The sequence below is a fragment of the Capnocytophaga sp. G1920 genome (genome assembly GCF_051417515.1).
The window spans coordinates 88,128-109,884 of record NZ_JBPRKH010000002.1 but is presented as its reverse complement, the minus strand read 5'-3'; the positions used below and the strand labels follow the sequence as shown (position 1 = coordinate 109,884).

Below are 21,757 nucleotides of genomic sequence, written 5' to 3'. Positions count from 1 at the left end.
TTTATTTGGTGTCTTGCTACGAATTTTGTCCATTATACTTTAAATAACCTTTTGTTAAAATAAATCTTTTGGTTTTTCAGAATCTAATATTTTTCTTTTTGTCTTTGTTCTTTGCTAGTTTATCCTATAAACTTTTGTATAAGCTAATCCTAATTTCACCATAACCATCGGCTATTATCATTGCAACAAACTAATAAATGTAGTTAAGATAAAAGCATTGATGAAGTCGATAAAGAAAGCCCCTACCATTGGCACTATCAAGAAGGCTTTGTGTGAAGGTCCAAAACGCTCGGTTACCGACTGCATATTGGCGACTGCCGTAGGGGTGGCACCCATACCAAAACCGCAGTGTCCTGCTGAGAGTACAGCAGCATCGTAGTTGCTACCCATCAGGCGGAAGGTAACAAAATAGGCATAAGAGCACATCACAAAGGTTTGCACAGCCAAAATAATGAGCATCGAGAGAGCTAAATCAAGCAATTGCCACAGTTTGAGGTTTAAGAGAGCGATGCCTAAAAACAAACTCAGAGAAGCGTTGCCAAACACATCGATAGCGCGGTCGAACATATTTACACTGAAGCCTCTGGTAAGCACATTGCGCAAGAGTACCCCAAAAAACAATGCCCATACAAACTGAGGAATAGTGAATCTCTCAGGGAAGAAGGTAGTTACTGTGGGGGATACCATTATAGCTGAAAACGATAGGCAAGCGGCAAATAGTGCCATTGTTTCTATCGCTGATTTAGAAGTGATGAGGCGTTGTTTAATTGCATTTTCAAAAACTTCTACTACGTTATCGGCTACGGTGTCAGTACTTTGTTTTTCAGTAATAGGCTTTTTTCCTATATTGTTCACTAACTTGCGTGCTATGGGACCACCAATAAGTCCGCCGAGTACCAATCCGAAGGTAGCCGAAGCCATTCCCAGGTCAGTAGCTCCCTTTATACCGTAGTCGGTTTCTAATATTTTACCCCAAGCACCTGCCGTTCCGTGTCCGCCAGTAAGTGTTATAGAGCCCGTGATGAGTCCCATAACAGGGTTTTGCCCCAAGGCACTTGCTAAGCCCACCCCCACAGAGTTCTGTACTACAATAAAGAGGGCGACCACCCCCAGGAAAATAATTAGCCCTCTACCACCAGCTTTTAGTCGAGAGAAATCGGCACTCAAACCTATGGACGAAAAGAAAAATAGCATAAAAGCATCTTGCAAGCTGTTATTGAACTCTAAGGAAATGCCTGTGGCAGTATACAGCAGATAGATAAATACTGCTGCTAACAATCCGCCCGCTACAGGTTCGGGTATATTGAAGTTTCTTAAAAATTTGATTTTATGCACTAATAGTCGCCCTACGAGCAACACTATCGTAGCGACAATCAGGGTGTAATAAGGGTCGATGATAATGGTTTTCATATCCATAATAAGCGAGATATAGATTTAATGAGGGGCTAAAAGTACAAAAGATTATTTTACTGAAGAAATAAATAAACAAAAAAAACTGTAAGTAATGAATGTTTACTATCTTTACTCTTAATTTAAAACGATAGCTTGTGATAGAACTAATTAGTTTTCTTCTTATGCTTATAGAGGCGTTTCTGCTTTTCATTTATTTTGTTTATGTAGAAATAGATAGTTTTGTTAGGAAGAAAAGATAAAAAGTATTACTTTTGTCGCTCAAAAAGAAAAACACTCATTTACCGATGAAAAAATATATTGATACAGGAAAAAAAGACACCCGAAGTGGTTTCGGGGCAGGACTTGCTGAGTTAGGACGCAACAACCCTAATGTAGTTGCTCTTTGTGCCGATTTGATTGGCTCATTGAAGATGGAAAAATTTATCGAGGAGAACCCTACGCGCTTCTTTCAAATAGGTATTGCTGAGGCAAATATGATGGGTATTGCTGCTGGTCTTGCTATTGGAGGTAAAATACCTTTTACAGGCACCTTTGCAGCTTTCTCTACAGGGCGTGTGTATGACCAAATACGGCAGTCGATAGCTTATTCAAATAAAAATGTAAAAATTTGTGCCTCTCACGCTGGGCTTACTCTCGGAGAAGATGGAGCTACCCATCAAATATTAGAAGATATTGGTTTGATGAAAATGCTTCCTAATATGGTAGTTATCAATCCTTGTGATTACAATCAAACAAAAGCTGCTACTCTTGCCATTGCTGATTATGTAGGTCCTGTTTACCTACGTTTCGGTCGTCCTACGGTAGCAAACTTTACTCCTGAAGACCAAACCTTTGAAATAGGAAAAGGTATTTTGCTAAACGAAGGAAAGGACGTTACTATTATCGCTACAGGGCATTTGGTATGGGAAGCTCTTTTGGCTTGTGAGGAATTGGAGCAAAAAGGTATTTCAGCAGAAGTTATCGATATCCACACTATTAAACCGTTAGACGAAGAGCTTATTCTTACTTCAGTAAAGAAAACTAAAGCAGTAGTAACTTGTGAAGAGCATAATTACTATGGTGGATTAGGTGAGAGCATAGCTCGTGTGCTTACACAGCGTTATCCTGTTCCACAGGAATTTGTGGCTGTAAACGACACCTTTGGTGAAAGTGGAACTCCCGCTCAGCTAATGCAAAAGTACGGTTTAGACAAAGAAGGTATTTTGAAAGCTGTTGAGAAGGTACTCAAAAGGAAAACTACCCATTAAGGGAAGATAAAAAACTACTAATTTATTTGATAAAACAAATAAAAAGCAAATTGTTTATGATAGATTATTTACAAACCAAGAATCCTTATTTTAATACCTCTGGACTTACCTCATCAGAGGCTAACTACGTATGTGAGCGTATTAAAGAACGACTTAAACCCATTCAAGATCTTGTTAATACTATTGAAACTCATACTTCAAGTATTGATGGGGAACCTTTGGATAACTTTGAGAAGGTAGATGATATCGGAGGTAAGCTCACTGAAATAGGGTCGCTATATGCAATCTCAGCTTATTTGCGTACGGCAATTAAGGAGAAGGAAGCCCGATTAGATGTGCTAGCAAAAAAGCTAACCAATATACAACTTGAAGCAGAAGCTGAAGTAAAACCAATTGACTATGAACACCTCAATCGGCTTAGAGAGGTTACCATAGAAGATTACCTCAAAACTTTATCACTTGAAGAAGTAGTACGATATAAGGAAGCTGAAGCTAAAGCAGCCCACATCGGGAAGTATATTCATAATTTTGATGAAGTACGAGCAAATCTCACAAAAAAAGAACTTATTACCCTAAAGCAAGTAGGTGAGCAGGTTTTTAAAATAAAGAATGTACCTCTGTACGACCTTGCTGAGCTACAAGAACTGCAAGAACAGCTATTAGCTCAGCATCGTGAGGTTGAAAGTGAGGTAAACTTTTATAAGGCTCAGTTTCGTACGTTCCAGAATAACGCTCAATTGCAATATGAACAAGAACTTCAAAAGTTGCAACAAGAACGTCAGAAAAAGGTAACTGCTCTAGTAGTAGAAAGAACTGCCGAATTGATGAAAATAAAGGAAACGGTTGCAGGTTTTAGAATCGTAGTGCCTAACAGTTATAAAGGTACTATTGAACATCTTTTAAAGAAATAGGGTTTGGTGCGGTGTAAAATAGTTGACCTATAACAGATTTACATCATACCAATTTAGAAAGCTACAAAACGGATTTTTCATAAGATAGCAAACACACTCATTGATATTTCGCTCTATACCCAAACAGTTTTTAATAAGGGGAATGTGTGTTACCCCCCCGCTGATGTTTATCACATCATAATTAAAACTTTGTTATAGTCTTTGCCTTTGTGGGTATAGAGGTCTTGAACTTAAACATTGCCATCGACTGCGTTCCGTTTTGTAGCTTTCACTTTTATAAAAGGATAATAAATTGTTTATGTTCCGATAAAACCATATAATTCACAATACAATATGATAGAAGTAACACAACAAAAGATTGAAGAACTCGCTCCTAATGCCGAAGCAGCTAAAAAAGGGCGAGATTTACAAAAGAAAGGAAAATTTACTAATCTAAAAATCAATGCTGAAAAGAACCTTATATGGGGTGAATGTGCAGGAAGTGGTAAAAATCCTTATTATTGCTCAGCTGACTATATAGATAGCCATAACCCAGTGTTTCGCTGCAATTGCCCTAGTCGTCAGTTTCCTTGCAAACACGCTATTGGTTTATTGTATTGCTTTGAGGCAGATAAGAGTCAATTTAGTGAAGGTGAGGTGCCAGAAGATATTACTGCTAAGCGTGAAAAGATAGAGAAAAGACAGGAAAAGAAAACTCAAGAAAAAGAGTCTATCAAAGAGAAAGCTGATAAACCTAAGAAGGTAAATAAAACGGCTTTTGTTAAGAAAGTAGACACTCAGCTTATAGGTATTGATACAGCTCAGAAACTTTTGCGCGATATAGTCAGTACAGGACTTTCTTCAATAGATGCTAAATTACGCACCACTCTTAGAACTCAAATAAAAGAATTGGGCAACTACTATATAGGCGGTATACAAACGGCTTTCAATAACCTACTTTTGTCACTTGAAGAAGTAGAAGAGGAAGAATATACAGAGGTAGTAAATAACTTAAATTATCTTTCAGCTTTACTAAAAAAAGCCTCTGAATATCTAAAAGCCCGCAAAGAGGATCCAGAAGGGTTACCTGAACTATCTTCAGCTATTGAAGAGCAGATAGGCTATGTATGGAAGTTAGTAGAGCTAATGCAATATGGACTTTATGAGGAAAATGCAAGCCTTGTACAGCTTTCGTTTAATAGTTATGACAATGAAGCGCGCAAAGAATATGTAGACGAAGGATTATGGCTTAACCTAACTACAGGCAAGATATTCAAAACGATGAATTATCGTCCTTACAAGGCAGCAAAGTACATCAAGGAAGAGAACACTATGTTTGGTGTTTTACAACTGAAAGACTTATATATTTACCCTGGCGATACCAATCCTCGTATTCGTTGGGAAGCAGACAGTATAACGGAACGTCCTCTACAAAAAACAGACCTTACTACCATTAAGCAATGGGCATCGACTCAGTTTGCTGATACTATCAAGAGTGTGAAGAACACTATAAAAAATCCACTGATGGATAAGCATCCAGTAGTACTTTTGGCACTGCATAAAGCTTATAGAGTAGGGGAGGATTTGGTTGTAGAAGATGCCAATGGTTTTGCTATCACCTTGAAAGATATAGGAGAAGGGGCTGTATCACCAACGGGCAATCTGAAAGCTTTTTTGCCCTCCAACGCCGAAGGGCTCACCCTCACAGCAATGATGCATAATGATGTAGCTAGTGGACTTTTGTCTGCCCAGCCAATGTCGCTTATTACCCCTGATAAAATTATTCGTTTATTATATTAGCATATTAGATATGAAACCTTTATACGATTTACAACAAGAACTTAATCGTCTGTTTATAGCAGGAAGTAAGTTTGCTAAAAATGACCCTCGCTTACAGAAGTACATTCCTGTACTGAAGAAATTGGGAGAAAAGGCTCCGGTATTTAATAAATTAGCCCAAGAAGTAGAAGCATTGCTACAAGTTGAAAGCCAGCAATCTGCCGAAAAGCTATTAAATGTTTCCACTTTGCTCTATTCGGTGCTCTATACACAAGGTGTTACTATACAAGCAGAAGCTACAAAAGTCCTACAAGAACCTAATGTATCTATAGCCGATGTGAATACAACCTATTCGTATTTACAACTGAAACCTGTATTGCAAGCTCTTACCCAAAGTAACTCAGGACGTTTAGAAGTACTTAAAGACGCTTTTGAACGTGGTATATTTAAAGATTCTCGTACCTTTGGTTATTTGAGCTATGCCTTGGCTGATAAGTATACTGAACTCGCCGATTATGTACTCCAAACTATTATTCCCACTTGTGGTCAAGCAATGCTCCCTTTCCTGCTATCGGATTTTCGTTTAGAGGATAGGACTGAAAACGTACGCCGTTTGCGATTATTACACCAGCTAAAGTATACCGAGATGGATAGCTTGATAGATAAAGTATTCGCTGAGGACTTGCCAAATCTTCAAGCTGAAGCCATTAGCATAATAGCTGAGAAGAAAGATACGCAAACAGAAGACTTTATCATCAGTTTAGCAAGCGATAAGAATAAAGTGGTACGAGGAACAGCTTATAAGGCATTGGCTAAACTCGGTACGAAACGCAGTATTGATAAGCTTTACGAATTGTACAGCACTAACAAACAGAAAGGAAATGCGGAACTCTTAGCAAATGCTATTGCTACAGTTCCGCTACCCTCGCACTATCAACCATTCGTTCAAAAAGTACGTGAACGTTTTGAAGCATTACTTGCAATGGATGAAACTGATGAGAAAGCAGTAGTAGCCATATTTGACCGATTGCCTATAGAGTTAGAAGTGTTAAAGTACAAAGATTATCCTGAGACTTATGCACTTTTGGGAGATATTTTGAGCAATAAGCAATTTAACACGATGGCAAAGAAGCGTTCGGCAAGCAATTACTTCATTTCTCCGAGTTTAAATGAAGTACTGAATACTTTCGATAATAACAAGGTTTTAGCTTTCTACGAACAACACGCTACTGATATTTTTACGAATACTTGGACATCAGTACTTGCTACGGACTATTTCTATCGGGCTTTAGATAGCAAGGGACACTTTAGCAAGGAGAAAATATACGAGGTTTTTGCTCCACAGTTTAATAAAGCTATCATAGCAGATAATATAATAGAAGCGCTAGCAGGTACAGCTTATAGCTATAACAACTATGGTGAGAGGTATTTTGATAGAGAGGCTCTTACAAAAGAAGAGCTAGATCCTCGTTGGGCTGATTTGCTTTGCAATTATTTGGCAAGTTCAAAAGAAGACACCACCTACAATATAGATGCACTCGATATTCTCGACCGTATAGAAGAAGATAGTGAACGTGTAAATTACCTAATTACTAAAGCTCTTGTTAAAAAACCAGCGTACGCCATAGAACGAATCTACCGCTTAATCATAAAGCGCAATATACCAGACAAGTTTGATGTGCTATATGAGTCGTTGGCAAAATTGCCTAAGAACAATCAGTATTACTATCGCAATATAGTAGAAGATAAAGAGTTTTGGAAGCTTTTTCCCAAAGAATACGCTTCGAAATTCCGTGAATTACACGAAAAAACAAAATTCGATATCTTTACAGAAATAGCAGAAGAGATAGAAAGAGGATAACAAAAAGGGATAATACGAAAGCACAATTGAAAGGTTAATGATTAATGGTTAGTGATTAATGGTTAGTGATTGGTAGTGAATTAGAAAGATTTTTATGCAAAGCTTATAGGATAGACGGTGCGAGTTACACGGTCAGTCGTAGCACGACAGGCAGATAATGAAAAGACGAACAAAAGACAAACAAAAGACAAACAAAAGACAAACAAAAGACAAACAAAAGACAAACAAAAGACAAACAAAAGACAAACAAAAGACAAACAAAAGACAAACAAAAGACAAACAAAAGACGAACAAAAGACGAACAAAAGACGAACAAAAGACGAACAAAAGACGAACAAAAGACGAACAAAAGACGAACAAAAGACGAACAAAAGACGAACAAAAGACGAACAAAAGACGAACAAATGACGAACAAATGACGAACAAATGACGAACAAATGACGAACAAATGACGAACAAATGACGAACAAATGACGAACAAATGACGGTGCGAGCCGCACGGGCAGATAAACAAATGACGAAGGAAAGACAAACAAATGACGGTAAGAGCCACACGGGCAGACGAACAAATGACGAAGAATAAATATATCTAAGATCAACTTAGACTCTATCTAAGATGAAATTTAGTTATTATTTTAGTTACATATAATTTTGTTTAATTGAAAAGTTGTATCTTTGCTGAAACTTTAAATGAAATGAGAACACTCTTTTTACTTGCTTCAACACTCCTTTTTCTCACAGTTGAAGCACAACGCCCTAATATAGTAGTTTTTATAGTAGACGATATGGGATGGGAAGACACTTCTTTGCCTTTTTGGAGTGAACGTGTTCCTAATAACGATATTTATCACACGCCTAATATGGAGCGATTGGCTTCGCGAGGGGTGCAGCTTACGCAAGGTTATGCGGCGTCAATTTGTTCGCCCAGCAGAGTGAGTTTACTTACCGGTAGCAATGCGGCACGCCACCGTGTTACTAACTGGACGTTGCACTACAATACCCCTACCGATGTGGAAGATACCGTACTCACGCCACCCGATTGGAATGTAAATGGTATTTCACCCATACCTAATGTACCTCACGCTTATTATGCTAAAACGCTTCCTCAGTTATTAAAAGAAGCTGGTTACTACACTATTTGCATAGGGAAAGCACACTTTGGGGCAACTCAAACCTTAGGGGCTAATCCGTTGAATTTAGGGTTTGAGAAGAATATTGCAGGACACGCGGGAGGAGGACCTGCGAGCTATTCAGGGCTTACTAATTTTGGCAATCGTACTGATGGACAACCTTCGTCGGCTTTTGCGATTCCTGACCTCGAAAAATATTGGGGAAAAGATATTTCGGTAACCGAAGCACTTACGTTAGAAGCACTCGAAACATTAGATAACCGACCTAAAGACCGTCGGTTTTTTCTCTATTTCTCACATTACGCAGTGCATATTCCTATTGAGGAAGATAAGCGTTTCAGTACTAAATATCAGCATTTAAACCCTATTGAAGCTCGTTATGCCTCGATGATAGAAGCTATGGACAAGAGTTTGGGCGATGTGTTGGATTATCTCAAAGCACATCAGTTAGAAAATGATACTTTTATTTTGTTTCTATCGGACAACGGAGGGCTGAGTGCCGTAGGTCGTGGTGGAAAACCTAATACACATAACTATCCGCTACAAGCAGGTAAAGGCTCGGCTTATGAAGGAGGTGTGCGTATTCCTATGATAGCCTCTTGGCAAGGACAACTACCCACAAATAAGCACACTGAGCAACCTGTAATTATAGAAGATGTATTTCCGACACTTTTGGAAGTGGCAAAGATAAAAGACTATAAAGTACCTCAAAAGGTAGATGGGAAAAGTTTTTTGGCAATCTTAAAAGGTAAAAGAGTAGGAGAGGAGCACCGTTGCTTTTATTGGCATTGTCCTAACAATTGGTATACAGTGGAAGGCTATGGTTATGGAGCTTCCAGTGCTATAAGGCAAGGCGATTGGAAATTAGTATATATGCACAAAACGGGTGAGAAACAGTTGTTCAATATTAAAGAAGATATAAGCGAAGCTCATAACTTAATTAAGCAGTACCCTCGTAAGGCAAAGCAACTTACAAAAAAAATACGCCATTATCTCAAAGAAGTAAAGGCGCAGATGCCTATGAATAAAGAGACAGGGAAAATAGTTCCCTTACCTTAATCTTCGTCCTCTAAACCGAGTTCTCTCGCTGATATTTCACGCATTTCTACCTTGCGTATTTTACCCGAGATAGTCATCGGGAACTCTTCTACAAATTTCCAATAACGAGGCACTTTGTAATGAGCTATGCGTCCTTTGCAGAAGTCGTGGAGTTCTTCTTCGGTGAGGGTAACCCCTTCTTTAGGTTTAATCCAAGCCATAACTTCTTCACCGTATTTTTTGCTAGGGACACCAATTACTTGCGCGTCCATTACTCCTTTATAGGTATAGAGGAAGTCTTCTATTTCTTTAGGAGAGATATTCTCACCTCCGCGAATAATTAAATCTTTAATGCGACCTGAGATATGAATATAGCCATCATCGTCCATCATAGCCAAATCGCCAGAGTGCATCCAGCGTTGTTCGTCTATTACCTGCTGTGTAGCCTGTGGACTGTTCCAATACTTCAACATTACTGAATAGCCACGGGTACATAGCTCACCGTTCTCACCTCGTTTCACGATGGCTTTGGTCTCAGGATTGATAATCTTAATCTCTAAGTGGTCGTGAATAGTTCCTACCGAGTGGATTTGTTTCTCGAAAGGTGCTCCTATTTTAGTTTGTGTAGAGACAGGTGAAGTTTCTGTCATACCGTAGCAAATAGTTATTTCGTGCATATTCATTTGCTCTTTTACGCGTTTCATAATTTCAGGAGGACACAAAGCTCCTGCCATTACCCCTGTACGCAGACTTGATAAATCATAAGGTTGTTTGTCTAATACATACAGTTCTGAGATGAACATCGTAGGCACACCATAAAGCGAAGTACATTTTTCTTTCTCTACAGCTTCGAGTGTTTTAGTAGCATCGAAACTGTCATTAGGGATTACCATAGTAGCACCGTGTGTTGTGCAGGCGATATTGCCGATTACCATTCCGAAACAGTGGTAAAAAGGTACAGGAATGCACACTCTATCTTTTTCGGTATAATTCATTCGGATACCGATAAAATAACCGTTGTTGAGGATATTGTGGTGAGAAAGTGTAACGCCTTTTGGGTTGCCCGTAGTTCCTGAAGTATATTGTATATTTACGGGATCATCAAACTGCACTCTCTCTTCAAAAGAAAGTAGTTTCTCGTCGGTAACTTTTTCACCGTGTGCTAAAAAATATTCCCAACTCTCTCCCCAATACACTTCTTTACGCAAAGATTCAGTAAACTCACGCGCATCGTCTATCATTTTTTTATAATTACTACTTTTAAACTGAGGGGCAGCAAAGATGTATGATATCCCTGATTGATTGATTACATAAATCAACTCACTGGTACGATAAGCAGGATTGATATTCACCATTATCGCTCCTATTTTGGCTGTGGCATACTGCAAGAGCGTCCACTCATAGCAATTAGGCGACCAAATACCTACCCTATCGCCTTGTTTCACACCTAAGGCGATAAGCCCTTTCGCTACCGTTGTTATTTGCTTATAAAACTCGGTATAAGTAACTCGGTAGTCCTGGTGTACGGATATAAGCGCTTCCTTATTAGGGTATTTTTCTACTGTTTTACGAAGGTTCTGGTCGATAGTTTCTCCTATAAGAGAGATATTGGAAGCTCCATAGGTGTAAGCTAAGTTTTTATTCATAAGGATTATTTTAAGTTATTCTTTTGTTATTTCAGTAAGTCAGGTCGTTTGGCTTTGGTATGCTCATAAGCTATATTTTCCCGCCATTGTTCTATTTTGGGGGTATTGCCACTGGTAAGGATTTCGGGTACTTCCCAACCCTTGTAGTTAGCAGGACGTGTATAGACTGGTGGAGCCAACAAATTATCCTGAAACGAATCGGTAAGGGCTGAAGTTTCATCGGAGAGGACACCAGGGATGAGGCGAATAATTGCATCGCAGAGCACTGCTGCACCTAATTCTCCACCTGAAAGCACATAGTCACCTATGGATATTTCTTTGGTGATAAAGTGGTCGCGTACGCGCTGGTCTACCCCTTTGAAGTGCCCACACAAGATGATAAGATTTTTAGCCAACGACAGTTGGTTAGCCATCTTTTGTTGCAGTGTATCTCCATCAGGGGTGAGAAATATCACCTCGTCATAATCTCTTTCAGCTTTGAGAGCTGAAATGCACTTATCGATAGGCTCTATCATTAGCACCATACCTGCCCCCCCCCCAAACTGATAGTCATCTACTTGGCGGTAGGCATTATTGGCATAGTCGTGTAGGTTGTGGAAATGTACTTCTACTAATTGTTTATCAATTGCACGCTTTATAATGGAGTAGCCAAAAGAACTCTCCATTAGTTCAGGAACAACTGATATAATATCAATACGCATCAGTCTAACGATGTTTATTTATTTCGTCTTGCAACTGGCGACGCACTTTCTGTTCGCGTTCAATAGCTGCTTTGCGATAGCTCTCGTATTCCTCTTGTAATTCTGATAATTGATGAAGAGACTTTCTTGTAACAATATTTCCGTTAGAGTATTTGTAAATATACAGCACTAATAGAACTCCTAAAGCAATAATAATTCCCCACATAATGGTATTGTATAAACCTTTGGATAATAAAGCTCCAAATAGATTCATACTATCTTTCTCATTGCGGGTTTGGTCTAAGGTAGTTTGCAAAGAGGCTATATTATCATTTAGTGTCTTAATAGTTTCTTCGTGAGTTTTTACTTTTCCCTTTTCAGCAGCGAGACGTGATTTTATATTATTCACACTATCTGCCATACTGCGTTGAAAGCTGGCAAGTTTAGCTTTGTCAAACATTTTGTAATTTTGCCAAGACCCTGCTCTGTCTATCATACGTTGGAACTGTTCGGGTAGGGTGGTAGGCTTTGGTTCTTCAGGCTGTACTTCCACAGTTGTTGAAGCAGTTTTCTGTGAACTAAATGAAGTTGTTGTTGCATCTTGTGCTTTAATTGATACAGCAGAAAAGGCACTAAGTGCCATCATTATTATTAGTTTTTTCATATAACTTATATTTTAAATTAATAATTGAGGTTACAATGTTTTCATTATCTTTGTAAAATCGTCTACAATGGTGGCTCCTTTGTCCTGGTTGTACCATTTTTGTAGTTCTTCTTTGAATTCAGGGGTGAGTTTACCATTCTTAGCCTTCTCTTCTTCTACCATTTTAGTAGCTACTGACGGACGAGAGCCCCAATGTGCTAATACCTTATCTTCTAAGTCTAAAAACACTACTACAGGAATGGCTTTGCCTCCATTGGTAAGAAAAAGATTCATCAGCTCTTCATTCTCATCTCTAAAAACAAGTTTCATAGTGATTTTAGGGTTGAGGATCGCTATTTTATGTACGACGGGTACAATTTGAGCCGCATCAGCACACCAACTTTCGGCAATCACTAATAAACAAACACTCTTAGGGTAGTTTACAAAGAATTGAGCCTTATCTTCAGGTATTTCTATGGTCTTATCTAAGCGTTTGTAGCGTTTTTGGTTTAAAGCAGTGTAATATATACGTTCTTCGGTTTGTTCTTCTCCACTCGATTTTCCTTCTGTTGCATACTTGTCTATCAGGTTGCGATAGGTCTCGTAAGAAACAGCTTTTAGGAGGCTATTGCGAATGATTTGTGTTGTATCCATATTCAATTAATTAACAATTAAAAGGTAAGGCACGAGCTACAAGCTCGCACCTGCTTTTGTAATTTAAGAAGCTATTTGCAAAGCTGATTTGTTGAGTTTTTCCTCAGCGTATTCTTTGGTTACTGTCAGTTCTTTTACGCCTGAATTAGGAAGCTCAAACATCGCATCAGTGAGTATATTCTCGCATAGCGAACGCAAACCACGTGCGCCGAGTTTATACTCTAAGGCTTTCTCAACGATAAAGTCGAGCGCTTCTTCTGTTATATCAAATTTAATGCCATCCATCTCAAAGAGTTTTTTATACTGTTTGATGATGGCATTCTTAGGTTCGGTAAGAATCATACGCAAAGCGTGTTTATCTAATGGATTCATATAGGTAAGCACCGGTAAACGACCTATAATCTCGGGTATCAAACCGAAGTCTTTTAGGTCTTTGGGTATGATGTATTGCACCAAGTTTTTCCTATCTACTTGTGTATTTTTAGACGAGTTGTAACCCACCGCTTGCATATTCAGGCGTTTAGAAATAACACGCTCAATGCCATCGAAAGCTCCTCCGGCAATAAACAAGATGTGTTCGGTGTTTACTTCTATATACTTCTGGTCGGGATGCTTGCGTCCGCCCTTGGGAGGTACGTTCACCACAGAGCCTTCGAGGAGTTTTAGTAGTGCTTGTTGTACCCCTTCGCCCGATACGTCACGAGTGATAGAGGGATTGTCGCTCTTGCGAGCAATCTTGTCGATTTCGTCTATAAACACGATGCCTCTTTCAGCTTTTTCCACATCGTAGTCAGCAGCTTGTAATAGGCGTGAGAGAATACTCTCTACATCTTCACCTACATAGCCTGCCTCAGTGAGTACTGTAGCGTCTACAATGGCAATAGGCACATTTAGCATCTTAGCAATGGTGCGTGCTACTAAGGTTTTACCTGTACCCGTTTCGCCTACCATTATCACGTTACTCTTTTGTATTTCCACTTCATCGTCGGCATCGGGTTGTTGCAAACGCTTGTAGTGATTGTATACCGCCACTGAGAGTATTTTTTTAGTAAAGTCCTGACCTATTACATACTGGTCGAGGAATTTTTTAATCTCTTGTGGGGTTTTCAGGGTCATATCACCCGATACTACAGGCTTCCCTTTTTGAGCTTTAGTACCGAATGCCTCTTCTATAATGATATTAGCTTGTTCAACGCAATAGTTACATATATTACCAGCCATACCGCGAATTAGCATCTCGGTTTCGGGTTCTGCACGACCGCAGAATGAACAATATTCTACTTCTTTTTTAGCCATTATTTTCTTTCTAACACTTCGTCTATCATACCATACTCTTTAGCTTCGCGTGCTATCATCCAGTAGTCGCGTTCTGAGTCTTTATACACTTTAGCAAAAGGTTGCTTAGAGTGTTTGGCAATGATTTCGTAGAGTTCGTTTTTGAGTTTCAACATTTCTTTTAGATTTATTTCCATATCGCTGGCTACCCCTTGTGCACCTCCCGAAGGTTGGTGAATCATCACACGAGAGTGTGGCAATGCCGAGCGTTTGCTCTCAGTTCCAGCACATAGCAATACAGCAGCCATCGAAGCAGCAATACCGGTGCAGATAGTAGCCACATCAGGTTTTATAAACTGCATCGTATCGTAAATGCCTAAGCCGGCATACACGCTACCCCCTGGCGAATTGATATAGATTTGAATATCTTTAGCGCTATCCACACTTTCCAAGAAAAGCAATTGTGCAGTGACAATATTCGCTACTTGGTCGTTTACATCGGTGCCCAAGAAGATGATTCTATCCATCATCAAGCGCGAAAATACGTCCATTTGGGCTACATTCAGCTGGCGTTCCTCCATAATGTAAGGGGTCATACTGCCAATAATCTTATCGTAGTAAAGACTATTTACACCGTGCTGTTTAGTAGCATATTTTCTAAATTCGTCTGATAAATTCACTTTTTTAATGATTAATTGTTAATAATTAAAGGTTATCTTTTTAGGAAGTATGGTTAGATAATGATTAACAGACTTCTACAAAATATCAAACTTTGTCTAAGTGTAGCTGTTTTTACCTTTTATCTCTTGCCTTTTACCTAAAAAGGGTAGTCCAAAATTGCCAAAGTAAGATACAGAAATGGTATTTATCATTAGCAATTTTGGACTGGTTTTTTATGTTTTTTGTGAAGTTCTATTCAGGGAAAGCTAACTTTACAAATTCATCGAAAGTAACTTTCTTTACATCAGTATTTACATTTTCTTTGTAAAACTCAATGAGTTTCTTAAATACCAATTGTTGCTGAATGCGTTGTACTTCTTCTCGGTTTTGCAACACACGGTCTACAATGCCGTCTACATAACTATCGTCATCGGTAGGCATACCGTATTGAGATAACTGTGCTTTGATATAAGTGCGCGCAAAGTCTTTTAACTCTTCAAATTTAGGGTGCAAGTTATTATCTTCCATCACCTTGCCTTCGATAAGCTGATAACGCAATCCTTTTTCTGAATGCTCGTATTCTTTTTCCGCTTCTTCCTCAGTAAGTTCTTTTTCACCAGCAGTGCGCAACCATTTTTTAAGAAAAGCAACAGGGAGGTCAAACTGAGTATTGTCTACCAAATAATCGGTAACAGTGTTCAAGAAATGCTGGTCGGCTTGCTCATTGTATTGTTGTTGAGCACCTTCTCTTATCTTGTTGCGCAATTGCTCTTCGGTGGTAACAGAACCATCAGGGAAGAGTTTATTAAACAATTCTTGGTTTAAAGCAGCTTTTTCGCGTTCATTCACTTCTTCCAGGGTAAAAGTAACTTCTACATCTAAGTGATGAGCTTCGTCGTGCGATACTTTTAGGTAGTGCATTAAGCTGTGTGCATCTTTGAACAACCCTTTAGTTTGCAACTGAAATTGGTCACCTATCTTTTTGCCTACAAACTCTTTGCGAACAGCATTGCTGAGTTCTTCTAAGGTGAAAGTAGCTTGAGAGTCAATACCTTTTTCCTCGTTAAAGAAAGTACCAGTTACTTCAAGACTGTCATCATCTATTACTTCGCCTTTGGCAACGAGTTTACCAAATTGTTTCTGAATGCGTTCTATTTGTTTGTCGATTTGGTCATCAGTAACGGTAATTTCGTAGCGAACGATTCCTTTTTTAGGTTGCAAGTTTACTTCGATAGCAGGAGCTAAGCCTATTTCAAACTCAAAAGTAAAGTCATCGGCATCTAAGTCGATGTCTTTTTTCTCTTTGGGGAGTGGGTTACCTAAAATATTGAGTTTTTCATCGCCTATGTATTTGTATAACGAGTCTTGTAACACTCGGTTGATTTCGTCAAACTTCACAGCTTTTCCATACTGTCTTTTAATCATACCAGCAGGTACGTGACCCTTTCTAAATCCAGGAATAGAAGCAGTTTTTCTGTAATCGTTTAGTACTTTCTCTACTTTATCGGCGTAGTCGTTTTTTTCAATAGCTATCTTAATGACAGCATTCAAAGCATCTACTTGCTCTCTGTTTATATTCATTTTTTAAAAAATATTAATCCAAATTTTTCAGTTTGCAAAAGTAGTACATTTTTTTTATATAGCAAAACTTTATGCTAATTCTTATATTTTAAAAGCATTAATTTTACTTTTTTCTTCACCCTAAATTTTTAATCATTTTCATCTCACAATATTCTTTGCGTTGCTACATTCCTCAGAGAGGAAGTTTGCACCAGCTCAGTATGTGAATAGGGAGAGGTTTCTTTTACCTTATCTTCATTCATTGTTCGTCATTTGTTCATCTGCCCTTGCGACTCGCACCTTCTTTTCTTCGTCTTTTCTTTATCTGCCTGTGCGGCTCGCACCGTCATTTGTTCGTCTTTTGTTCGTCTTTTATTCGTCTTTTATTCGTCTTTTGTTCGTCTTTTGTTCGTCTTTTGTTCGTCTTTTGTTCGTCTTTTGTTCGTTAATTGTTTATCTACTCTTGTAGCTCGCACCGTCTTTTGTTTTCCTTAGGCTTGATTCAGTTTCGCTCTATCTTCAAATAAGTTTTGTCTTTCAGACTGATAGTCTTTACCAATTTTTTTTTAAGGCTTGTCCCCCTTCGGGGGTTCGGGGGCTTCTCACTAGTCTTTTCATTATCTGCCCGTGTGGCTCGCACCGTCTTTTATTACCCGTACATAGTGCTATGATTGCCTCTCGTGCTACGACTGCTCATACGACTCACACTGTGGTATTAACAGCGCATTTGCTAATTATCCAATTATTTACTATCTTTGTCCCATTGTTAATGATTAATTATTCAATTATGGATTATATGACTCCACAGTGGATTAAATATCCTGAACTTTCTGAATTTACGATGGGCTGGCGTATGGGCTATGGCGAAGAGTACCGCTATCAATTTTGGGATTGGTACGACTCGCTTACGAATAAACAGCAGCAAGAGTATCAAAAGCTCTTTCCTTATCCTGTTTTTTGGCATTACAACAATTGGAAAATGATTAACAATGACGGTAAATTATCTCAAGATATTGTTGATAATGAAGAGGATTATTACTTTGGAAGTATTTCCTTTTGGCAACCTAAGGGAATGTGTAAATATTCCAAAGAAACCTTTCTTAACTCTCCTAAAAAACTCAAGTTTCTCTTCTTTTGGAAACCTAATGCCGATGCCATAGATGAATCCTGTTTTTCACAATGGCAACTTTCGCCTTTTAATGTAAATGCCAATGAATATTCGTGTACTGAGCAGTATATGATGGCTGAAAAAGCACGTTTGTTTGACGATGAAGAAGTAGAAAAGGAAATAATGAACACCACTGACCCTAAGCTGATAAAGGCTTTAGGCAGAAAGGTACGCAATTTCGACCCTGCCGTATGGGATAAGGTGAAATACAGTATTGTACTTAATGGCAATTACTATAAATTTACCCAAAACCAAGCAATGATGGATTTTCTTTTATCTACGGGTGATAAGATATTAGTAGAAGCCAGTCCGTTAGACACCATTTGGGGCATTGGTTTAGGTAAAGATAACGAAAAAGCGTTCAACATCGCTTCGTGGCGTGGTAAGAATCTCTTGGGGTTTGCCCTAATGGAAGTACGAGATGAACTTCGCAAACTTTATAAGAACGCACACTTGTTGCTGTAGTATGTAAAGACCAATCACTAAAAGAACTTCTCATTGACGATTTTTAAGTTTTACTTTGTCAATTGAGTAGTATTTTATACTTTTGCCCCAAAATACATCAAAGATGCTTATCATAGGAATTACAGGAGGAACAGGTTGTGGTAAAACAACTGTTGTTAATCAAATTATTAAAGAACTCTCAGGCGAGGAAGTTACCGTTATTTCACAAGATTCTTACTATAAAGATTTGAGTTATCTTAGCTTTTCTGACCGCACCAAAATCAATTTTGACCATCCTAACTCTATCGATTTTGATTTGCTTAAAGAACATTTATTAGCATTAAGAGAAGGAAAAGATATTCAAAGTCCTACTTATTCATTTGTAGAACACAACCGTACTAACGAAACCATTTTAGTTAAACCTACCAAAGTGGTAATTGTAGAAGGTATTCTTATCTTTGCACACCCCGATATCCGTGAGCTTTTTGATATTAAAATATTTGTACACGCCGATTCTGATGAACGACTTATACGTCGTATCAAACGCGATACAACCGAGAGAGGTCGTGATGTGAATGAAGTACTCAATCGCTATCAAACCACCTTAAAACCTATGCATTTAGAGTTTATTGAACCTGCTAAAGAATTCGCCGATATCATTATTCCTAATAATAAGCGCAATAAAGTAGCTATTGATATCATTAAAACAATAGTGCATAACCGTATATTTCAAAAATAATGAAAAAGTTACTTGAATATCTATCTTTATTGAAGGGCTATAAACTATATCTCGCCATATTATTCTTTTTTATAATATGGATGACTTTCTTTGATGCTAATTCTATATTAACTCATCACGAACTCAATAAAGAAAGAGAAAAACTCAATAAGCAAAAACAGTTCCTTAAAAGAGAGATTGAAAAAGATAAAAAAGAACTTCAATCTCTTTACACCGAAGAAGGTAAAGAGAAGTTAGGACGTGAAATATACTATCTCAAACACGACGACGAAGAAGTGTTTATCATCGAATACGATAGCATTAATTAAAACAATAAACTAACTTTTTTTTAAATTAGCTATGAACAAACGATATGAGAATATTAGCAAGATGAACGACATTCTTGCTAAATTAGAAAATACTCTTACCAAAGCTCAAGAAGTATTGGAAGAATGGAAAGCAATCCAACCGGAGTATGACCAGTTGGTAGCTTATTACGATAGTAAACAGTGGCGCCAAGACTATTTTGATAGCAACGATGGTAAAATACCTGACGAAGTACCGCAATGGGTACTCACACAAGATGCTATTTTTGATGCTATTGGCACTCAGTTTTATTTAGCTGATGAATATCGCACTTTATTGGATAAAATTAAAGCAAAAGAAATGAACCCTTAGGAAATCACCGCTTATACTTTTGTAAACTCTTAAAGTTTTTACTAAATCATATGAATAAAGAAACCTTGCGACAACTGTGGGAAACACTACCTCCTAATAATTTAATGCGTGATTGGCAAATGGAAATTGCTGAAATTACTGAAAGTACTATTACTCTTAGTATGCCAGTTACCGAACGCGTTACTCAGATAGACGGGGTTCTTCACGGAGGCGCTACACTTGCGCTGGCAGAAACTGCAGGGAGTTTAGGAGCTTATTTGCTCTATCGAGAAGAAGGAGAGCAGATACGAGGTATAGAACTAAGTGCTAATCACGTGCGAGCAGGTAGGGTAGGGGATACACTCTATGCTAAGGCAATATGTGTGAATGCAGGTAGAACGCTCCAGTTATGGGAAATAAAAGTAACAAATCAAGACGAAAAGCTTATCTCTTACTGCAAATTTACCACTATACGAATTAATTACTAACTGTTAATCATTGAAAAATGGCTGAGTTTATAAAACTATATAATGAAAATCCCAATGAAAAAGATATAAGTAGGGTAGTAGAAGTCCTTCGCCGTGGAGGATTGATTATTTATCCTACCGACACAGTTTACGGATTGGGCTGTGATATTACTAACACTAAAGCTCTTGAAAAGATTGCTCGTATCAAAGGTGTAAAGCTCGAAAAAGCAAACTTCTCTTTTGTGTGTTCTGATTTAAAGAACCTATCAGATTACGTAAAACAAATAGATACAAGTACTTTTAAGTTGTTGAAACGTACGTTACCTGGTCCTTATACTTTCATTATGCAAGGTAATAATAATTTACCTAAAGATTTTAAGAAGAAAAAAACAGTGGGTATTCGTGTCCCCGATAATTTAATAGCTCGTACAATTGTAGAGAAATTAGGAAACCCTATTGTATCTACCTCTATTTATGATGAAGATGATGTGATAGAATATACCACCGATCCAGAACTTATTTTCGAGAAATGGCAAAACAAAGTAGATTTGGTGATTGACGGCGGTTATGGCGATAATGTAGCTTCCACAGTTATAGATCTTTCAGGAGATGCTCCTAAAGTATTGCGTGAAGGCAAAGGAGATATATCAATTATTTGATATTAGCCGTTAGTGGTTAGAAACTAACGACTAACGGCTAACGGCTAACGGCTAACGGCTAATATAGCTTTTTAGTGCCTCTACATATCGCTCAAAAGCTAAAAGACCTTCTTTGGTGAGCTGAACTTCGGTATTGGGGTAGTTATCTTTAAAAGATTTTTTGACAGTGATATAACCAGCAGTCTCTAACTTCTGGATTTGCACAGAAATATTACCAGAGGTAGCTTTGGTTATTTCCTTAATACGAGCAAAATCAGCTTTTTCTTCTGAAACCAATAGTGAGACGATAGCCAAACGAAGCTGTGAGTGCAAAATAGGGTCTAAATCAGCGAACATTACTTCTCTTTTTATATTTGTTATGAAATTGAATACCAGGCACTAAGAACAATAAGGTTGCTAATACTACGCATAGCAAAGGCAAATAGATTTCATAACTAAAAGGCACAAATATACCTGCATAAATTAACAACAAAGCTACTAACGATGTTGCTATCCAGAGTTTCATTTTCATTTGTAATGCCATTGCTAAAGCTACAAAAGCAAAAGGCAGATAAATGACCAAAATGGCTATTTGAAATTTGCCAAAAGAGCTCAAAGGTACTAAAAAAGCAAAAATTGCATTAATGCCTGCAACTGCCCATATCCAATCTAACCAATCGACGTAGTTTTTTTGTGTAGCAACTTTCTTTTCTTTGTATTTGATAATGAAGTTCACCACAAAGCCAAGAGGCATTAATATCAACCATACAAATCCAGATTGTTTGGAATAATAGTTGGTGATAAGCATCACAAACTGCAGTACGCCTGCAAGCATAATAAGCACACTCCAAAAGATAAGGAAGAAACCGTTCTCTTCGTACTTTTGTTTTCGTTGATTGATGACAGACTGAATGATTTTCAAGCTGTCGGATACTTGTAAGTCCATAATGTTAAAATGTTTAATGTTATAAATTCGCTGCAAATATAAGTTAGTTTATAATATAAACCAAATTTTTAGCAATTATTTTTATAGCATAAGGTATGTTTTTTTTATATAAACTTGTAATTCAATTAATTATAGAAGTTTAATTTTACAGTTTACAAGTGCGTGCGAGCCAAAATTTGCTTACTTGATATTCTTTTTATATTTTTGCACTTGTAATAATAAGAATCTTTAATGATTTCATTT

Annotated in this window: 22 protein-coding genes; 12 read left to right on the top strand and 10 right to left on the bottom strand. The window is 37.9% G+C overall.

Features of this window, described 5'->3' with window-relative positions; all coding sequences use genetic code 11:
• Positions 1-177: 177 nt before the first annotated feature.
• Positions 178-1,416: a sodium/glutamate symporter gene (gene gltS, locus ACSQ7D_RS02440; RefSeq protein ID WP_437135243.1), complete on the bottom strand. Its 1,239-nt coding sequence runs from the start codon at positions 1,414-1,416 to the stop codon at positions 178-180.
• Between the two features lie 281 nt (positions 1,417-1,697).
• Here gltS and ACSQ7D_RS02435 point away from each other — a divergent pair, with 281 nt between their 5' ends.
• The 6 genes from ACSQ7D_RS02435 (at position 1,698) to ACSQ7D_RS02410 (ending at position 9,379) form a co-directional block, all read left to right on the top strand.
• Positions 1,698-2,660, top strand: coding sequence for a transketolase family protein (locus ACSQ7D_RS02435; RefSeq protein WP_437135242.1), 963 nt, complete (start codon positions 1,698-1,700; stop codon positions 2,658-2,660).
• 56 nt (positions 2,661-2,716) lie between these two features.
• Positions 2,717-3,571: a hypothetical protein gene (locus tag ACSQ7D_RS02430; protein ID WP_437135241.1), complete on the top strand. Its 855-nt coding sequence runs from the start codon at positions 2,717-2,719 to the stop codon at positions 3,569-3,571.
• 333 nt (positions 3,572-3,904) lie between these two features.
• Positions 3,905-5,350 carry an SWIM zinc finger family protein gene (locus ACSQ7D_RS02425; protein ID WP_437135240.1) on the top strand — a complete coding sequence of 482 codons (1,446 nt, stop codon included), beginning with the start codon at positions 3,905-3,907 and terminating at the stop codon, positions 5,348-5,350.
• Between the two features lie 10 nt (positions 5,351-5,360).
• Positions 5,361-7,190: a HEAT repeat domain-containing protein gene (locus ACSQ7D_RS02420; protein WP_437135239.1), complete on the top strand. Its 1,830-nt coding sequence runs from the start codon at positions 5,361-5,363 to the stop codon at positions 7,188-7,190.
• A gap of 157 nt (positions 7,191-7,347) precedes the next feature.
• The gene (locus tag ACSQ7D_RS02415; protein ID WP_437135238.1) at positions 7,348-7,620 is read left to right on the top strand and encodes a hypothetical protein; all 273 of its coding nucleotides are present in this window, start codon (positions 7,348-7,350) and stop codon (positions 7,618-7,620) included.
• A 265-nt stretch (positions 7,621-7,885) separates the two neighbouring features.
• A complete protein-coding gene (locus ACSQ7D_RS02410; protein ID WP_437135237.1) occupies positions 7,886-9,379 on the top strand; it encodes a sulfatase in 1,494 nt (497 codons plus the stop codon).
• Here the strand turns inward: ACSQ7D_RS02410 and ACSQ7D_RS02405 are convergent.
• From ACSQ7D_RS02405 to tig, 7 genes are all read right to left on the bottom strand, one after another.
• A complete protein-coding gene (locus ACSQ7D_RS02405) occupies positions 9,376-11,004 on the bottom strand; it encodes an AMP-binding protein (protein WP_009751476.1) in 1,629 nt (542 codons plus the stop codon). The genes ACSQ7D_RS02410 and ACSQ7D_RS02405 overlap by 4 nt on opposite strands.
• A gap of 26 nt (positions 11,005-11,030) precedes the next feature.
• On the bottom strand, positions 11,031-11,705 hold the full coding sequence (trmD, locus tag ACSQ7D_RS02400; RefSeq protein WP_437135236.1) for a tRNA (guanosine(37)-N1)-methyltransferase TrmD: 675 nt from the start codon (positions 11,703-11,705) through the stop codon (positions 11,031-11,033).
• A gap of 4 nt (positions 11,706-11,709) precedes the next feature.
• On the bottom strand, positions 11,710-12,348 hold the full coding sequence (locus ACSQ7D_RS02395; RefSeq protein ID WP_437135235.1) for a hypothetical protein: 639 nt from the start codon (positions 12,346-12,348) through the stop codon (positions 11,710-11,712).
• Between the two features lie 30 nt (positions 12,349-12,378).
• Positions 12,379-12,981 (bottom strand): thioredoxin family protein, encoded by a 603-nt coding sequence (locus tag ACSQ7D_RS02390; RefSeq protein WP_437135234.1) that lies wholly within the window; start codon positions 12,979-12,981, stop codon positions 12,379-12,381.
• A gap of 63 nt (positions 12,982-13,044) precedes the next feature.
• The gene (gene clpX, locus ACSQ7D_RS02385) at positions 13,045-14,277 is read right to left on the bottom strand and encodes an ATP-dependent Clp protease ATP-binding subunit ClpX (RefSeq protein ID WP_289013339.1); all 1,233 of its coding nucleotides are present in this window, start codon (positions 14,275-14,277) and stop codon (positions 13,045-13,047) included.
• On the bottom strand, positions 14,277-14,936 hold the full coding sequence (clpP, locus tag ACSQ7D_RS02380; protein ID WP_437135233.1) for an ATP-dependent Clp endopeptidase proteolytic subunit ClpP: 660 nt from the start codon (positions 14,934-14,936) through the stop codon (positions 14,277-14,279). Before clpP ends, clpX begins: the two co-directional genes overlap by 1 nt.
• A gap of 232 nt (positions 14,937-15,168) precedes the next feature.
• Positions 15,169-16,497, bottom strand: coding sequence for a trigger factor (gene tig, locus ACSQ7D_RS02375; RefSeq protein WP_009751461.1), 1,329 nt, complete (start codon positions 16,495-16,497; stop codon positions 15,169-15,171).
• A 766-nt stretch (positions 16,498-17,263) separates the two neighbouring features.
• Here tig and ACSQ7D_RS02370 point away from each other — a divergent pair.
• From ACSQ7D_RS02370 to ACSQ7D_RS02345, 6 genes are all read left to right on the top strand, one after another.
• Complete coding sequence (locus tag ACSQ7D_RS02370; protein WP_002676096.1) at positions 17,264-18,109, top strand: NADAR family protein; 846 nt, start codon at positions 17,264-17,266, stop codon at positions 18,107-18,109.
• Positions 18,110-18,212: 103 nt separating this feature from the next.
• The gene (udk, locus tag ACSQ7D_RS02365) at positions 18,213-18,827 is read left to right on the top strand and encodes a uridine kinase (protein WP_002672209.1); all 615 of its coding nucleotides are present in this window, start codon (positions 18,213-18,215) and stop codon (positions 18,825-18,827) included.
• Positions 18,827-19,135, top strand: coding sequence for a septum formation initiator family protein (locus ACSQ7D_RS02360; protein ID WP_002672207.1), 309 nt, complete (start codon positions 18,827-18,829; stop codon positions 19,133-19,135). The genes udk and ACSQ7D_RS02360 overlap by 1 nt, the downstream gene beginning before the upstream one ends.
• Positions 19,136-19,166: 31 nt before the next feature.
• Positions 19,167-19,484 (top strand): DUF4298 domain-containing protein, encoded by a 318-nt coding sequence (locus ACSQ7D_RS02355; RefSeq protein WP_002672205.1) that lies wholly within the window; start codon positions 19,167-19,169, stop codon positions 19,482-19,484.
• A 50-nt stretch (positions 19,485-19,534) separates the two neighbouring features.
• A complete protein-coding gene (locus ACSQ7D_RS02350; RefSeq protein WP_009750555.1) occupies positions 19,535-19,951 on the top strand; it encodes a PaaI family thioesterase in 417 nt (138 codons plus the stop codon).
• A gap of 17 nt (positions 19,952-19,968) precedes the next feature.
• A complete protein-coding gene (locus ACSQ7D_RS02345) occupies positions 19,969-20,589 on the top strand; it encodes an L-threonylcarbamoyladenylate synthase (RefSeq protein WP_178977900.1) in 621 nt (206 codons plus the stop codon).
• A gap of 51 nt (positions 20,590-20,640) precedes the next feature.
• Here ACSQ7D_RS02345 and ACSQ7D_RS02340 read toward each other — a convergent pair whose 3' ends face one another.
• Positions 20,641-20,925 (bottom strand): winged helix-turn-helix domain-containing protein, encoded by a 285-nt coding sequence (locus tag ACSQ7D_RS02340; RefSeq protein ID WP_009419679.1) that lies wholly within the window; start codon positions 20,923-20,925, stop codon positions 20,641-20,643.
• Positions 20,915-21,514 carry a hypothetical protein gene (locus tag ACSQ7D_RS02335; protein WP_437135232.1) on the bottom strand — a complete coding sequence of 200 codons (600 nt, stop codon included), beginning with the start codon at positions 21,512-21,514 and terminating at the stop codon, positions 20,915-20,917. The genes ACSQ7D_RS02340 and ACSQ7D_RS02335 overlap by 11 nt, the downstream gene beginning before the upstream one ends.
• Positions 21,515-21,757: the final 243 nt, after the last annotated feature.

What these genes read in the sequence shown, in the direction of transcription:
- ACSQ7D_RS02405 (WP_009751476.1), bottom strand. Translation starts at nt 11,004, where the DNA reads ATGAATAAAAACTTAGCTTACACCTATGGAGCTTCCAATATCTCTCTT.
- trmD (WP_437135236.1), bottom strand. Translation starts at nt 11,705, where the DNA reads ATGCGTATTGATATTATATCAGTTGTTCCTGAACTAATGGAGAGTTCT.
- gltS (WP_437135243.1), bottom strand. Translation starts at nt 1,416, where the DNA reads ATGGATATGAAAACCATTATCATCGACCCTTATTACACCCTGATTGTC.
- tig (WP_009751461.1), bottom strand. Translation starts at nt 16,497, where the DNA reads ATGAATATAAACAGAGAGCAAGTAGATGCTTTGAATGCTGTCATTAAG.
- ACSQ7D_RS02430 (WP_437135241.1), top strand. Translation starts at nt 2,717, where the DNA reads ATGATAGATTATTTACAAACCAAGAATCCTTATTTTAATACCTCTGGA.
- ACSQ7D_RS02350 (WP_009750555.1), top strand. Translation starts at nt 19,535, where the DNA reads ATGAATAAAGAAACCTTGCGACAACTGTGGGAAACACTACCTCCTAAT.
- ACSQ7D_RS02390 (WP_437135234.1), bottom strand. Translation starts at nt 12,981, where the DNA reads ATGGATACAACACAAATCATTCGCAATAGCCTCCTAAAAGCTGTTTCT.
- ACSQ7D_RS02420 (WP_437135239.1), top strand. Translation starts at nt 5,361, where the DNA reads ATGAAACCTTTATACGATTTACAACAAGAACTTAATCGTCTGTTTATA.
- udk (WP_002672209.1), top strand. Translation starts at nt 18,213, where the DNA reads ATGCTTATCATAGGAATTACAGGAGGAACAGGTTGTGGTAAAACAACT.
- ACSQ7D_RS02435 (WP_437135242.1), top strand. Translation starts at nt 1,698, where the DNA reads ATGAAAAAATATATTGATACAGGAAAAAAAGACACCCGAAGTGGTTTC.
- ACSQ7D_RS02360 (WP_002672207.1), top strand. Translation starts at nt 18,827, where the DNA reads ATGAAAAAGTTACTTGAATATCTATCTTTATTGAAGGGCTATAAACTA.
- ACSQ7D_RS02340 (WP_009419679.1), bottom strand. Translation starts at nt 20,925, where the DNA reads ATGTTCGCTGATTTAGACCCTATTTTGCACTCACAGCTTCGTTTGGCT.
- ACSQ7D_RS02415 (WP_437135238.1), top strand. Translation starts at nt 7,348, where the DNA reads ATGAAAAGACGAACAAAAGACAAACAAAAGACAAACAAAAGACAAACA.
- ACSQ7D_RS02335 (WP_437135232.1), bottom strand. Translation starts at nt 21,514, where the DNA reads ATGGACTTACAAGTATCCGACAGCTTGAAAATCATTCAGTCTGTCATC.
- ACSQ7D_RS02370 (WP_002676096.1), top strand. Translation starts at nt 17,264, where the DNA reads ATGGATTATATGACTCCACAGTGGATTAAATATCCTGAACTTTCTGAA.
- ACSQ7D_RS02355 (WP_002672205.1), top strand. Translation starts at nt 19,167, where the DNA reads ATGAACAAACGATATGAGAATATTAGCAAGATGAACGACATTCTTGCT.
- ACSQ7D_RS02425 (WP_437135240.1), top strand. Translation starts at nt 3,905, where the DNA reads ATGATAGAAGTAACACAACAAAAGATTGAAGAACTCGCTCCTAATGCC.
- ACSQ7D_RS02395 (WP_437135235.1), bottom strand. Translation starts at nt 12,348, where the DNA reads ATGAAAAAACTAATAATAATGATGGCACTTAGTGCCTTTTCTGCTGTA.
- clpX (WP_289013339.1), bottom strand. Translation starts at nt 14,277, where the DNA reads ATGGCTAAAAAAGAAGTAGAATATTGTTCATTCTGCGGTCGTGCAGAA.
- ACSQ7D_RS02410 (WP_437135237.1), top strand. Translation starts at nt 7,886, where the DNA reads ATGAGAACACTCTTTTTACTTGCTTCAACACTCCTTTTTCTCACAGTT.
- ACSQ7D_RS02345 (WP_178977900.1), top strand. Translation starts at nt 19,969, where the DNA reads ATGGCTGAGTTTATAAAACTATATAATGAAAATCCCAATGAAAAAGAT.